The 14,250-nt window shown below is 69.7% G+C and carries 11 protein-coding genes and 1 pseudogene; 3 read left to right on the plus strand and 9 right to left on the minus strand.

The window, feature by feature from the left end:
- Nucleotides 1–957, plus strand: a complete 957-nt coding sequence (locus RL72_RS12455; protein WP_045251174.1) for a glycosyltransferase family 2 protein — start codon at nucleotides 1–3, stop codon at nucleotides 955–957.
- A gap of 42 nt (nucleotides 958–999) precedes the next feature.
- Here RL72_RS12455 and RL72_RS12460 read toward each other — a convergent pair whose 3' ends face one another.
- Both RL72_RS12460 and RL72_RS12465 read right to left on the minus strand, forming a co-directional pair.
- On the minus strand, nucleotides 1,000–2,580 hold the full coding sequence (locus RL72_RS12460) for a DUF2142 domain-containing protein (protein ID WP_082072366.1): 1,581 nt from the start codon (nucleotides 2,578–2,580) through the stop codon (nucleotides 1,000–1,002).
- A gap of 42 nt (nucleotides 2,581–2,622) precedes the next feature.
- Nucleotides 2,623–4,122, minus strand: a complete 1,500-nt coding sequence (locus tag RL72_RS12465; RefSeq protein ID WP_169748238.1) for a DUF2142 domain-containing protein — start codon at nucleotides 4,120–4,122, stop codon at nucleotides 2,623–2,625.
- Between the two features lie 142 nt (nucleotides 4,123–4,264).
- On the opposite strand from RL72_RS12465, the gene rfbB reads away from it, so the two are divergent.
- A complete protein-coding gene (rfbB, locus tag RL72_RS12470) occupies nucleotides 4,265–5,263 on the plus strand; it encodes a dTDP-glucose 4,6-dehydratase (RefSeq protein WP_045251175.1) in 999 nt (332 codons plus the stop codon).
- Nucleotides 5,264–5,271: 8 nt separating this feature from the next.
- A pseudogene (locus RL72_RS12475) lies at nucleotides 5,272–5,820 on the plus strand (dTDP-4-dehydrorhamnose 3,5-epimerase family protein); the annotation flags it as partial.
- A 48-nt stretch (nucleotides 5,821–5,868) separates the two neighbouring features.
- Here the strand turns inward: RL72_RS12475 and RL72_RS19245 are convergent.
- The 7 genes from RL72_RS19245 to RL72_RS12515 all read right to left on the minus strand — a co-directional run bounded on the left by RL72_RS19245 (nucleotide 5,869) and on the right by RL72_RS12515 (nucleotide 14,226).
- Nucleotides 5,869–8,298 carry an FG-GAP repeat domain-containing protein gene (locus RL72_RS19245; protein WP_156156796.1) on the minus strand — a complete coding sequence of 810 codons (2,430 nt, stop codon included), beginning with the start codon at nucleotides 8,296–8,298 and terminating at the stop codon, nucleotides 5,869–5,871.
- An 87-nt stretch (nucleotides 8,299–8,385) separates the two neighbouring features.
- Nucleotides 8,386–9,456 carry a glycosyltransferase gene (locus RL72_RS12490; protein WP_045251177.1) on the minus strand — a complete coding sequence of 357 codons (1,071 nt, stop codon included), beginning with the start codon at nucleotides 9,454–9,456 and terminating at the stop codon, nucleotides 8,386–8,388.
- A gap of 59 nt (nucleotides 9,457–9,515) precedes the next feature.
- On the minus strand, nucleotides 9,516–10,964 hold the full coding sequence (locus RL72_RS12495) for an LCP family protein (RefSeq protein WP_045251278.1): 1,449 nt from the start codon (nucleotides 10,962–10,964) through the stop codon (nucleotides 9,516–9,518).
- 5 nt (nucleotides 10,965–10,969) lie between these two features.
- Nucleotides 10,970–11,437: a 5-(carboxyamino)imidazole ribonucleotide mutase gene (purE, locus tag RL72_RS12500; protein ID WP_045251178.1), complete on the minus strand. Its 468-nt coding sequence runs from the start codon at nucleotides 11,435–11,437 to the stop codon at nucleotides 10,970–10,972.
- A 166-nt stretch (nucleotides 11,438–11,603) separates the two neighbouring features.
- Complete coding sequence (locus tag RL72_RS12505; RefSeq protein ID WP_045251179.1) at nucleotides 11,604–12,728, minus strand: 5-(carboxyamino)imidazole ribonucleotide synthase; 1,125 nt, start codon at nucleotides 12,726–12,728, stop codon at nucleotides 11,604–11,606.
- Nucleotides 12,729–12,904: 176 nt separating this feature from the next.
- Nucleotides 12,905–13,462 (minus strand): PH domain-containing protein, encoded by a 558-nt coding sequence (locus tag RL72_RS12510; protein WP_052674386.1) that lies wholly within the window; start codon nucleotides 13,460–13,462, stop codon nucleotides 12,905–12,907.
- A gap of 95 nt (nucleotides 13,463–13,557) precedes the next feature.
- Entirely contained in the window at nucleotides 13,558–14,226 is a 669-nt protein-coding gene (locus RL72_RS12515) for an O-methyltransferase (RefSeq protein WP_045251180.1), read from the minus strand.
- Nucleotides 14,227–14,250 lie beyond the last annotated feature (24 nt).

Below are 14,250 nucleotides of genomic sequence, written 5' to 3' on the forward strand. Positions count from 1 at the left end.
GTGTATCAGGGAGCACGCATCGCTGCCGTCGTCCCGGCGTACAAGGAAGAGAAGATGATCTCGACGGTCATCTCGACCATGCCGGAGTTCGTCGATCACATCGTCATCGTCGATGACCACAGTCCCGACCGCACGAGCGAGGTCGTGACCGAGATCGCAGATCCGCGCGTGACTCTGATCCGGCATGAGGTCAACCAGGGCGTCGGAGGCGCGATCGTGACGGGCCACAAAGCCGCGATGGACCTCGGCGCCGACGTCAACGTGATCATGGCAGGAGACGCGCAGATGGATCCGGTGTATCTGCCGGACCTTCTGGATCGCGTGACCAAGGACGGTTACGGCTTCGCGAAGGCGAACCGGTTCTTCTCCCCGGAGTCCTTCGAGGGGATGCCGGGCTACCGGATCTTCGGAAACATCGTGCTGTCGTTCATGACCAAGCTCGCCTCCGGGTACTGGAACCTCTTCGACCCGCAGAACGGCTACACGGCTGTCCGCACCGAGGTCCTCAAGCGGGTTCCCCTCGACCGTGTGTCGCCCCGGTACAGCTTCGAGAACGATCTGCTGATCCACCTCAACATCCTCCAGGTCGGCGCGGTCGACGTTCCGATCCCCGCCGTGTACGGCGAGGAGGTGTCGAGCATCCGGCTGTCGAAGGTCATCCCCGAGCTGATGAACCTGCTCGTCCGCGGATTCTGGCGGCGGATCTGGTACCGCTACGTGCTGTGGTCGTTCTCGCCCGTGGCGCTGCTGCTGTTCGTGGGCATCCTGCTCTCTCTGGTGGGCGTGGTCATCTCGATCTGGGTCTGCTTCCAGATCGCCAGCTCGGTCGTGGCCACGGCCGCCACGGTGATGCTGGCCGCGTTCCCGCTCATGATCGGCATACAGATGCTGATCAGCGCCCTCCAGCTCGACATCCAGGCCAGCCCGTCCCGGCCCGAGTACGAGCCGTTCCACTGACCTCGGATCGTCCGCCCCGCCGGAGTCGTGCGAGGCGGACGATCAGGAGGCGCCGGCCTGCGCGACGCGGGCCTGCGCGCCTCTCTCCTCAGCCTCATCGACCAGCTGAGCCTGCTGTGCTCGCTGTGTGGTGAGGAGGTGGTGGGTGAGGAGTGCGAGGGCCGCGGTGAAGGCGATGATCCCGCCGGCGAACACGATCGACGGCTGGGGGACGCCGGAGCCCCACCACCAGCTCCCGGGGCCGCTGAGCGACACTCCCGGGGCCCCGCCGAGCGTGTAGCGGCGGATGTTGCTGTACAGGGACACCGCATTGGCAGCAGACAGGACGGCCACGACCAGCCATGCCTGCAGAGGAGTCACCCGCACCCACCGGGTACCGATCGGGAACAGCACGAACCCGACGAACATGATGAGCAGCGGAAGCAGATAGCGCGGGTGCACCAGCCCGCCGACCTCGGTCAGGCTGCGCTGCAGCAGATACAGCGGCAGCGAGACGAGCGCGATCACGGTCGCCCCCACCACGAGAGCCTTGCGCCAGCTCATCGTCGCGAGCCCGGTGAAGACCGCCGCCGCGAACACGAACAGCGTGCCCACCCACACGACCGGCGGAATCGTCACATCATTCCACCCCAGCGGCCAGGAGCCCAGGGAGCCGAACACGAGCGTCGGGACGTTGAGGAGGTTGTGCAGCAGCAGGCTCCAGCCGTGCCGCGCCGTTCCCCCGCTGCCCGGAGCGACGCCGTTCTGCCACACACCGACCTGCTGCGCGGTGAGGAAGAGCACGAAGCAGACCAGCGACAGCACGACCGGAAGGATGACGGACACCCAGAACCGCCTGCCCCCTCCGCCCCGCATCGCGAGGAACACCGCAGCGACCATCCCGATCACCGCATACACCGCCATATCCGAACGCGCCCCCGCGCCCATCACCGCGGTGACCACCGCCAGGACTCCGAGCACCACACGACGCCACCCCGCGCTCTCCAAGAACCCGAGAACCGCCAGCCACACCGTCCCGCCCGCCAGGACCGCCCAGCCGCTCGGATTGACCGACGCGATCAGGAACACGCCCCACGGCACCACCGTGACCGCCAAGGACACGACCAGCAGAGGACGCCGCCGAGCCGGGAGCACCCAGAACAGCACCGAGACGATCACCACGAACAGCAGCGAATTGACGATCCGGATCGCGATCACCGACGCCCCGACATCCGCCGACGCGAAAGGACTGAGCACCGCGTAATACAACGGCGAGTAGTAATGCGCGACCGAGTTCACATGCTGCGTCGTCACCAGACGATTCGGATCCGCGCCCAGCGCCTTCACCTGACACGTCGCCGCGACCTCGGGCTGGAAGTGGTAGCACTCGTGCGAGGCGATGGTCGCCCACGGCACCCGCTCACCCGCACCACCCGAGGCACTCTCACACAACCCGGGACGCTCCCCCGCACCACACCAGATGCTCGCCAAGTGATAGTTGTCGTCGGGCGAGCTCCCCGCAGGCGAAGAGACCGCCCAGGAGGAGAGCGCGACCAGCAGCAGCAGCGGCACCAGAAGAAGGAGAGACGGGAGGCGTCGCGCAGTGCGCTCCGCGGGGGCCTTGCTGTTGCCTGTTTCTGCCACCCGGCGAGTATATAAGGGGCCCGCCGGCCGATCCGCGCCGCCTCAGACCGATGCGACCGGGACGCCGGATCCCCGCCGCACGGAGTCAGGTACGGCGCGTTGTGTGGTGAGGAGGTGGTGGGTGAGGAGTGCGAGGGCCGCGGTGAAGGCGATGATCCCGCCGGCGAACACGATCGACGGCTGGGGGACGCCGGAGCCCCACCACCAGCTCCCGGGGCCGCTGAGCGACACTCCCGGGGCCCCGCCGAGCGTGTAGCGGCGGATGTTGCTGTACAGGGACACCGCATTGGCAGCAGACAGGACGGCCACGACCAGCCATGCCTGCAGAGGAGTCACCCGCACCCACCGGGTGCCGATCGGGAACAGCACGAACCCGACGAACATGATGAGCAGCGGAAGCAGATAGCGCGGGTGCACCAGCCCGCCGACCTCGGTCAGGCTGCGCTGCAGCAGATACAGCGGCAGCGAGACGAGCGCGATCACGGTCGCCCCCACCACGAGAGCCTTGCGCCAGCTCATCGTCGCGAGCCCGGTGAAGACCGCCGCCGCGAACACGAACAGCGTGCCCACCCACACGACCGGCGGAATCGTCACATCATTCCACCCCAGCGGCCAGGAGCCCAGGGAGCCGAACACGAGCGTCGGGACGTTGAGGAGGTTGTGCAGCAGCAGGCTCCAGCCGTGCCGCGCCGTTCCCCCGCTGCCCGGAGCGACGCCGTTCTGCCACACACCGACCTGCTGCGCGGTGAGGAAGAGCACGAAGCAGACCAGCGACAGCACGACCGGAAGGATGACGGACACCCAGAACCGCCTGCCCCCTCCGCCCCGCATCGCGAGGAACACCGCAGCGACCATCCCGATCACCGCATACACCGCCATATCCGAACGCGCCCCCGCGCCCATCACCGCGGTGACCACCGCCAGGACTCCGAGCACCACACGACGCCACCCCGCGCTCTCCAAGAACCCGAGAACCGCCAGCCACACCGTCCCGCCCGCCAGGACCGCCCAGCCGCTCGGATTGACCGACGCGATCAGGAACACGCCCCACGGCACCACCGTGACCGCCAAGGACACGACCAGCAGAGGACGCCGCCGAGCCGGGAGCACCCAGAACAGCACCGAGACGATCACCACGAACAGCAGCGAATTGACGATCCGGATCGCGATCACCGACGCCCCGACATCCGCCGACGCGAAAGGACTGAGCACCGCGTAATACAACGGCGAGTAGTAATGCGCGACCGAGTTCACATGCTGCGTCGTCACCAGACGATTCGGATCCGCGCCCAGCGCCTTCACCTGACACGTCGCCGCGACCTCCGGATGGAATGCATAGCACTGCGAGGCGATGGTCGCCCACGGCACCCGCTCACCCGCACCACCCGAGGCACTCTCACACAACCCGGGACGCTCCCCCGCACCACACCAGATGCTCGCCAAGTGATAGTTCTCATCCGGCGATCCGCCGACGGGCGTCGCCACGGCCCAGGCGCTCAGCGCGACCAGCAGCAGCAGCGGCACCAGAAGAAGGAGCCGCACTCCCCCGCGTCGTCCAGGGCGATCGAGAGGTGCGGTGCCATCCGGGGTAACTGCCACCCGGCGAGTATATGTGAGCGAGGAGCGGCTCCCGGGTGCCCCACCGGCACAGGGTCGGCTCATGAGCGCCCGGTATCATTGCGGGATGCGCAGACTGCTTGTCACGGGCGGAGCCGGCTTCATCGGCTCCAATTTCGTTCACTACGTTCTCGAGAACACGGATGACAGTGTCACAGTCCTCGACAAGCTGACGTACGCGGGAAACGTCGCGTCGCTGCAGGGCCTCCCCTCCGATCGGTTCCGGTTCGTCGAGGGCGACATCTGCGATGCGGAGCTGGTGGGCGGCCTCTTCGACGAGCATGATGCCGTCGTGCACTACGCGGCGGAATCGCACAACGACAACTCCCTCAGCGGACCGGCACCCTTCGTGCAGACCAACCTCATCGGCACCTTCACTCTTCTCGAAGCCGCTCGTCGCAGCGGGATCCGGTTCCACCACATCTCCACGGACGAGGTCTACGGAGACCTCGAGCTCGACGACCCCGCGCGCTTCACCGAGCAGACGCCCTACAACCCCTCGAGCCCCTACTCGTCGACCAAGGCCGGCTCCGACCTGCTCGTGCGCGCCTGGGTCCGCTCCTTCGGAGTCCAGGCGACGATCAGCAACTGCTCCAACAACTACGGCCCGCGCCAGCACGTCGAGAAGTTCATCCCGCGGCAGATCACGAACCTGATCGACGGCGTCCGCCCGAGGCTCTACGGCGACGGACTGAATGTGCGCGACTGGATCCACGCCGACGACCACTCGTCTGCGGTGCTCCGCATCCTCGACGCGGGAACGATCGGCGAGACCTACCTCATCGGCGCGGACGGCGAGAAGACCAACCGACAGGTCATCGAGCTGATCCTCCAGGAGATGGGACGACCCGCCGACGACTACGACCTCGTCACGGACCGCGCCGGTCATGATCGCCGCTACGCCATCGATTGGACGCGTCTGCGCGACGAGCTCGGCTGGACGCCGCAGTTCTCCGACTTCTCGGCGGGCATCGTCGACACCGTCCGCTGGTATCGCGAGAACGAGGACTGGTGGCGACCGCAGAAGTCCGCGACCGAGCGCAAGTACGCGGAGACCGGCCAGTGAGCGGCGGGATCCGCTTCGGGCTGCCGCTCGCCCTGCACACGTCGCCCATCGACGGTCTCGTGGTCCTCGACCTCCCCGTGCACGGGGACAACCGCGGATGGTTCAAAGAGAACTGGCAGCGGGAGAAGATGACCTCTCTGGGGCTTCCGGATCTCGGGCCGGTGCAGAACAACATCTCTTTCAACAAGACCCGCGGAACCACGCGCGGAATCCATGCCGAACCCTGGGACAAGTACATCTCGGTCGCGACGGGCAGCGTTTTCGGCGCATGGGTCGACCTCCGCCAGGGCGACGGGTTCGGCACGGTGTTCACGACCGTGATCGACCCCTCGGTCGCCGTGTTCGTCCCCCGCGGAGTGGGCAACGCCTTCCAGACGCTCGAAGACTCGACCGCGTACACGTATCTCGTCAACGAGCACTGGTCGCCCGAGGCCGAGTACACGTTCCTCAATCTCGCCGACGAGACGGTCGCCATCGAGTGGCCGGTTCCCCTCGAGCAAGCGGAGCTGTCCGCGAAGGACCTGGGACACCCGCGGCTCGCCGACGTCGCGCCGATGCGCTTCTGAACCCGACTCCTCCACGGCTCCGCGGAGAACCGCCGGTGTTCAGCCGATCTGGCTGAACACCGACCAGCCGGACCCGATGATGGTGCTGCCCTTCCAACCGCCTGCACCGTCGCCGCGATACAGCATGAGGCCGCCATCGGGAAGACGCGCGATCACGTCCGCGGCGCCGTCACCGTCGAAGTCACCGGTGGAGACGACCGCGGTCATGATGGACCAGCCTGTTCCGATCTGCTTCGCGGACACCCAGGATCCCGCACCATCGGTTCCATAGAGCCAGAGGGAGCCGTCCGCCCGACGCGCGATCAGGTCGCCCCGACGGTCGCCGTCGAAGTCGCCCGCGTAGAAGACGGCGTCGAACACGCCCCACCCGGACCCGATCCTCTCGCCACGGCCCGTGATCCAGCCCCCGGCGCCGTTGCCGCGATACAGAAGCAGATCGCCCGCACTGTTGCGCATCAGGACATCGGTGTTGCCGTCGCCGTCGAAGTCCATGCTCCCGACGATCACCTGTTTGGGATCCCATCCGGAGCCGATGACGATCGGATCCGCGAAGCCGCCGGCTCCATCGCCCTTCCACAGACGGAACGTCCCCGAGGCGTCGACGCTGCCGACGTCGCGGAACCCGTCGCCGGTGAAGTCACCGAGCGGGATCAGCCGCGCCTGACCGGCCCAGTCGGTGCGCGCGTAGGAGACCGCGCCCCACCCGCCGGTCCCGTTGCCGCGATACACGGTCAGAGCGCCGGCGGACGTCAGCGCCACGACATCGGCGGCACCGTCCCCGTTCAGGTCTCCGGCACCAGCCGGAAGAGCTCGCGCCTTGGTCGCGGGAGCTCCCGGTCCGCTCAGAGAGGTCATCACATCCCAGCCGCCGCCGACGATCGTGCCACTGGAGAACGCGCCCCCACCGAGGCCGGCGTAGAGGAGCAGCCGGCCCTGCCCGTCACGGGCGAGAAGGTCGGCGGTGCCGTCGGCGCCGAAGTCGCCGGGGCTGAAGATCGCGCTCATCCCGTTCCAGCCGGAGCCGACCACGCGTTGCCCCGCCCAGCCTCCGCGCCCGTTGCCGAAATAGACGACGAGGCTTCCGCCGGACGTGCGACCGATGAGATCCGGGACCCCGTCGCCCGAGAAGTCCACTCCTCCGACCAGCGCCGTGAAGCCCTGCCAGCCCGACCCGACCGGAATGCCCTCGCGGAGTCCGCCCTGGGCGGTTCCCCGCCACAACAGGAGCGTCCCGTCCGCGCGCGTCGTGAACATGTCGGGGATCCCATCCCCGTCGAAGTCGCCTGCGGGCGCGATCAACGCGGCTCCCGACCAGTTCACGGGAAGGGTCCTGACGGCGTCGTATCCGGTGCCGGTTCCGGAGATGACGTCGACGGTGCCGTCGGAGCGGACGTCGATCGCGTCCCTGTTGCCGTCCCCGGTGAGATCGCCGACGCCGAACACCTTGCGGCCCGCGAATCCGGATCCCACCTGGATCGGCGCACCCCACGTGACGTTCTTGAACGGGTAGGCGAGCAGTTGCCCGGCCGCATTGACAGCGAGCACATGCCCCGACGTGTTGATGGGCTGGAGGGTGACCGGCGGCTGGGCGGGCGTCGACGTCTGGGTCGACCCGAACCAGTCGGTGAAGTAGTTGTAGAAGTTCCTGTTGCCGTAGGCGGAGCAGGAGTCGCCCTCGCCGTAGCCGGCTCGCAGGGCGGCGGCGTTGGGCTGGTACGGCGTGTAGTAGTACAGGGCCGCCGTGGCCTTGTTCGCGATGTAGACCGGCCCGGAGCCGCACCCCTGGTTGGGGTTGTACAGGATGTTCCAGGTGTTGCCCGGGGCGTACCAGGTGAACCAGCGACCCTCCATGTAGATCTGCATCTGACGGGCCGCGCCGTAGATCTGCTGGAAGAAGCCGACGTACGTGGGGTCGCACGGCGCATCATCGGGACAGCCCTGTCCGAGAGCGCTGTCGTAGCGCCAGCTGCTCGGCCAGGTGTGCGTGACGAGACCCTGCTCCTTCTGCAGCATCACGATCAGCACCTGCGGGTTGATGTTGCAGGACTGGGAGACGCGGTAGATGATGCTCGCGGCGCTCTCGTTGGCCGTGCCCGAATAGCCACGGCAGTATGCATCCGCCGGACGGTCCTGCGAGGTGACCCGGAAGTCCTTGAGGCAGGTGTACCCCGCTTGGCAGGACACGACCTTGGCATTGAAGAAGCTCTGGATCTGGTCCGCGCTCATGGTCGTCTTGTTCGTGAAGACCGCATCGCTGATGATGTTCCCGGCATTCCACCCGTCGAGCGTCATCGGGCGGACCGAGGTCGTCGCGGAGGATGCCAGGGAGGTCTGGACGGCCGATGCCGGTGGACCTCCGGCGATCGCCGGCGCGAGCACGGAGAGAAGGACGGCGGCGATGACGAGCATGCCGATCATCCTGCGTCGGGGCACGGCGGCGCGCACAGGACCCGGGGCATGTCCAGTCATGCTGATATTCTGCGGGACGCCACCCCGGATGACGCCGCGGACACGCACGAAGCTGCCGAACAGCGCGACTCACGCGTCGTCGATGCGTCAGAGCTCCGCGTGCAGCGTCCAGACCCGCTCGGCCGAACCGGTCCAGGAATAGGCGCGCGAGCGATCCGCGGCGAGCACCGACAGGCGCCGCGCGCCCTCCCCCGCCGCATTCCGAACCGCGTCGGCGAACCCGTCCGGCCCCACCAGCAGGCCTCCCTCGGCCAGCACGTCCCGGTGCACGCCGCTGTCCGCGGCGATCACCGGAACCCCGAGCGCGAGCGCCTCGATCATGCGCCACGGCCATGCCGGCGCCGGGTCGGCGGCGGCGAGCGCGAGCGCACCCGCGAGCAGAGCGGCACGATCCGGCGCGTCGAGCCGCCCGATCACGTGCACCCGCGGCGCGGGCAGCCCGGCGGCCGCGGCGGCCCCCGCGATCGCCGAGGCCGCGGCGTCGGGGGCGTCGAGGACGAAGACATCGGCGTCGACGGCGACCGCGGCGGCGAACACCGGCTCGAGCACGGCGGCTCCGCCCGTGGCGACCAGGTACCGCGCCGGGGCGCCGAGAGCGATGCGACGCCCCGCCGCGTCGGGCGGGATCGTGAAGCCCTCGGCCGCGGCTCCCGGGATCACGCGGATCCGGTCCCCGAAGCGGCCCAGGTCCGCGAGCTGCTCGGCCATGGCGTGCGTCGGCACGACGATCGCGTCGGCGTGCTTGACGGCGCGCTTGAGCATGCCGCGGTGCCACAGCACGCTCGCGCGGGACAGCTGCTCGGGTGCCACCCAGGGACTCAGATCCCACACCGTGACCACGGTCTGGTCGTAGTCGTTGGCCCGGTCGTGCTTCACGAGCGGGGCGAGGAGACCGGGGGCATGGATCATGCCGCCGCCGACGCCCGCGACCACGCCCAGCTGCCACGCCCCGGCGAGCTCGCGACGGGCGAGCCCGAGGCGATGCACCGTGTCAGCGCCCGCGACCATGCTCTCGCCGCCGGCCGGCACGATCGCCTCGATCTCGCACTTCGGCGGCGCGGTCGCCGCGAGCGCCCGGACGAGGGAGAGCGCCGCATCGGCCTGATCGGGCTCCACGACGTCGTTCACCTGATCGAGCACCACCCGCAGCACAGCCATGCGACGAGCCTATCCAGCGCCGGGGCATCCGCCGCTGAGGCGCTCCCGGCCTCCCGCGATCAGCCGGTCGGCGTCGGCGAGGGCGTCGGATGCAGGGCGGCCTTGACCTTCGCGTGGATGTCGTTCCAGTCGGGCTCGAACTCGTCCACGCCGTTCGCCGGGGTGAGATCGATCGTCGTGAGCCCCTGCTGCTTCGCCTTCACCATGAGGTCGAAGAACTCCGGCAGCTTGTCCTGCGGCAGGTCGGTGTCCACCGCCGACGTGCCCGCCGCCGCGATCTCGTTGAAGTGCGTGAGCACGTTCTGCGGCGTGAACTGCTTGAGCAGCGCGTCCTGCAGCTCGCGCTGGCGGCGCATCCGGTCGAAGTCGCTCGTGGTGTACCGCGAGCGGGCGTACCACTGCGCGGTGTCGCCGTTCATGTGCTGCTTGCCGGGCTCGATCCAGCCCGTCGCCCACTCCTCGGCGTTGTCCGGGCCGCCCCACTCCGGCACGTTGCCCTCGGGGAGCCGCTCCTTGACCGTGATGTCGACGCCGCCGAGCGCATCGATGAGCTTCGCGAAGTCGTTCATGTCGAGGAAAACGTAGTACGGGATCTTGATCCCGAGCACGCCCTCCGCCGCGTCCTTGGTGGCCTCGACCGCGGGACGGGATCCGTGCTTGGTCGCCTCCGGGTAGAGGGACGGACCGGTGTGGCACGTCTCGACCGCGTTGGTGAGCTGGTTGATCCCGCTCCCCCAGCCGCATTCGGCGTCGTCGTGCGCCTGCAGGCCGTCGGGGTACAGGTCGTGCATCGGTCCCGGCGCGAACGGCACATGCGGCATGTCGCGCGGGATGCCGAAGATCGTGGTCTTGCCGGTCTCGGCGTTGACCGAGACGACGGAGATGCTGTCATAGCGCATCGAGTCGCGTCCGAGCCCGCTGTCGGCGCCCAGCAGGAGCACGTTGTAGTAGCCGTCGCTCGGCGGCAGGCTCGGCCCGCCCGAGCCGAACAGGGTGCTGATCGCGTTGCGGCTGGATCCGACGATGTTCGCAGCCGACGCCGTGGCGCTCCCGCACAGGCCCAGCACCAGCACGGCCACGAGCGGGATCGCGATCTTCGCGTAGTCCCTGGTGCGGACCAGGCGCACCAGGCGCAGCGTGTCGAAGGTGAGCACGATCCACAGCACGATGTACGCGAAGCACAGGACCTGGATGAGGCTCAGCACGAGCCAGCTCACCCAGCCGCCGCCGACCGTGAGCCACAGCAGCGCCTGGTGCCAGAGCAGCGCGGTCACGCCGCCCACGACCACCAGGGTCCACATCAGCAGCGTCGCGCCGAGCCCGAAGCGGCCGAGGCGCCGGTTGCCGGCCAGCACCTGCGCGGAGCCGGGCACCAGCACGTTGAGCACCACGAGCCACCAGCCGCGGCGCGTCATCACCTGCGGCGAGCCGAAGTCCGGGTCGCGCATCGGGCGCGTGCGGATGAGCCCCGCACTCGATGCGGAGACCGCTCCGGGCCTGGTGAGCATCTGGGTCACAGGCTGTCCTTCAGCCGCCGGTTCTTCTCCTCGACCTGCGCCTCGAGGTCGCGCGCATAGGACTCGATCCGATCGGCCAGGGCGGGATCCGCCGTGCCGAGGATCCGCGCCGCGAGGATGCCCGCGTTGCGTGCTCCGCCGATCGACACTGTGGCGACCGGGATCCCCGCCGGCATCTGCACGATCGAGAGCAGCGAGTCCATGCCGTCCAGGTAGGCGAGCGGAACCGGAACGCCGATCACCGGCAGCGCGGTGACGGAGGCCAGCATTCCCGGCAGATGGGCGGCTCCGCCGGCGCCGGCGATGATCGCCTTCAGGCCGCGCTCGCGCGCCTCGGTGCCGTAGCGGTGCAGCTTCTCGGGCGTGCGATGGGCGGAGACCACCTCGACCTCGTGCGGGATGCCGAACTCGGTCAGCGCCTCGGAGGCGGCGCTCATCACGCGCCAGTCGGAGTCGGATCCCATCACGACGCCGACGAGGGGCGCGGCGGATGCGTGCAGTGTCCCAGTCACCCGTACAGGCTACGGGCGACGCCTGGGAGAACCCCGCTGCGGCGCGCCCCCGGAGCCGAGAACGACCATCCGGCCGCCCGCTTCGCGGGGCTCGCGCCGGGCGTCCGTCGAGGCGGCGTCAGGCGAACGCCGCCGCAGCGGCGCGCGCCTCGGCGAGCACGGCCTCGAGGTCGGTTCCACTCGCGTTCACGTGCCCGACCTTGCGCCCGGGGCGCGGTGCCTTGCCGTAGGTGTGCACCTTCGCGTTCGGGCTCGCGGCGAGAGCGGCGGGCACGCGATCCAGCATCCCGGCGTCGGCGGGGCCGCCGAGGATGTTGATCATCACCGACCACTCGGCATGCGGGGAGGTGTCGCCGAGCGGCAGGTCTGCCACCGCGCGCAGGTGCTGCTCGAACTGGCCGGTCACGGCGCCGTCCTGGCTCCAGTGCCCGCTGTTGTGCGGGCGCATCGCGAGCTCGTTGACCAGGATCCGCCCGTCCTCGGTCTGGAACATCTCCACGGCGAGCATGCCGGTGACGTCGAGCCCCTCGGCGATCGCGCGGCCGATGCGCGCCGCCTCCTCGAGGTGTGCGGCGTCGACCCCCGGGGCGGGAGCGATCACCTCGGCGCACACGCCGTCCTTCTGCACCGTCTCCACGACGGGATACGAGACCGATTCGCCGCCGGGGCGCCGGGCGACCTGCTGGGCGAGCTCGCGCACGAACGGCACCAGCTCCTCGACGAGCAGCGCGTCGCCGGCGCCGAGCGCGGCGAACCAGTCGGCCGCCTCCTCCGCGCCCGCGACCACGCGCACGCCCTTGCCGTCGTAGCCGCCGCGGGGGGTCTTGACCACGCCGCGCCCGCCGTGCGCATCGAGGAACGCCTGAAGCTCGGCGACGTCGGCGACACGGGCCCAGTCGGGCTGCGGGGCGCCGAGCTCGGCGAGGCGGGCGCGCATGTCGAGCTTGTCCTGCGCGAACTGCAGCGCGTCGGGTCCGGGGTGCACGGCCACGCCGTCCGCCACGAGCGCGCGCAGCACCTCCTGCGGCACATGCTCGTGGTCGAACGTGATCACGTCGACGTCGGCCGCGAACCGGCGCACCGTGTCGAGGTCGCGGTAGTCCCCCACCGCGGTCGCGGCGAGCTGCGCGGACATCCCCTCGTCCTCCGCGAGCACGCGGATGTCCAGCCCCAGCTCGACCGCCGGAGCGATCATCATCCGCGCCAGCTGTCCGCCGCCGATCACACCCACACGCAACGCCATCGGATCTCCGTTCCTCAGCGTCCATTCTTCCGTACGCGAGGAGTCGGATCCTGCGCCGCCCGGATCCGGCGTTCCTTTCCCTCCCCCGGCTGCGTTTCCCTCCCCGCGCACGCACAAGCACGGGGAGGGACACACGGCGAGGGGAGGGAAACGTGCCTCCGTGCCCCGTCTGCGGCTCAGGCGCCGAAGCTCGCGGCCTGCGCGTCGCGGTGCGCGAGGATCTGCCCGACCTCGACCTGATCGGCCAGGGTCTCCTGCACGAGCACCACATTCGGGACGTCGCGCAGCCGCAGCGGCGCGTCCACGCCGTTGGAGAGCAGGATCGTCCCGGCGCCCACCATGCGCTGCAGCGGCCCGCGGCGCACCGTGATCGTGTAGCCCCGGGCGTGCGACATCTCGGTGCTGCTGCGGGATCCGATGCCGTCGCGCACGATCACACGGCGCGTCGTGATCGTGAACCGGCGGGAGATCCAGGTCACGAACGGCACCACCACGAGCAGGAGCACCACCGCTCCCGCCGCGGCCCACAGCATCCAGTCCTTCGCCCATCCCGCGATCGGCGCAGGGAGGTTGCCGGTGAAGTACCCGGTCGCGCCGGCGACCGCGATGAGCACGAGCGCCGACCAGACCAGGTGGCGGGCGTGCGGATGGAACCGGGCGACGAGGCGCTCCTCCGCCGGCACACCGGGCGGCGGCGTCAGGGGCCGCCCGCTCAGACTCACCGGTTGCGTCACGCGTCCATTGTGACCCGTGCCGTGGACAACCGCACGGCCCGGCGCGGGTGTGTCCGGATGCGGTCGGCCCGGCGGGCGGATCCGGGCGGGTCCGCTCAGACGACGAGTGCGATCGCGACGCCGTCCCAGCCCTTGACGCCGACGGTCTGCAGGGCCGTCGCATCGAAGCGCGGGTCCCGTCCGAGCATCTCGAGGCCGGCACGCGTCCCGGCGACCTTCGGATCCGTGGAGGCCGGATCGACGATGTCGCCGTCACGGCCGATGTTGTCCAGGACGACCACGGTGCCGGGCCGCCCGAGGCGCGCGGCCCAGTCGAGGTAGATCGTGTTGGACTCCTTGTCCGCGTCGATGAAGACGAGGTCGAACGGTCCCGGATCGGCGAGCGTCGGCAGCACGTCCGCCGCCCGTCCGACGAGGATCTCCACGCGGTCCCCCACGCCCGCGGCGTCGATGCTCGCCCGCGCGACGGCCGCGTTCGCCGGCTCCGCCTCGATCGTGACGACGCGGCCGCCGTCGCCCACGGCGCCCGCCATCCAGATCGTGGAGTAGCCGCCGAGCGTGCCGATCTCCAGCACCCGCCGCGCACCGGAGATCCGAACCAGCAGGCTCAGCAGCTTGCCGCTCACCGGCGCGACCTCGATCGCGGGCATCCCCGCGGCCCGCTGCGCCGTCAGCGCCGCCTCGAGGGCCGGGTCGTGCCCGACCAGCGTCTCGGCGAGGAAGTCGTCAGCGGCGCGCCAGTGGGCGGGAGTCGGTTCAGCCATGGGCCCAGCTTCACGGCTTCGGAC

Source organism: Microbacterium azadirachtae (genome assembly GCF_000956545.1).
Lineage (GTDB): Bacteria > Actinomycetota > Actinomycetes > Actinomycetales > Microbacteriaceae > Microbacterium > Microbacterium azadirachtae.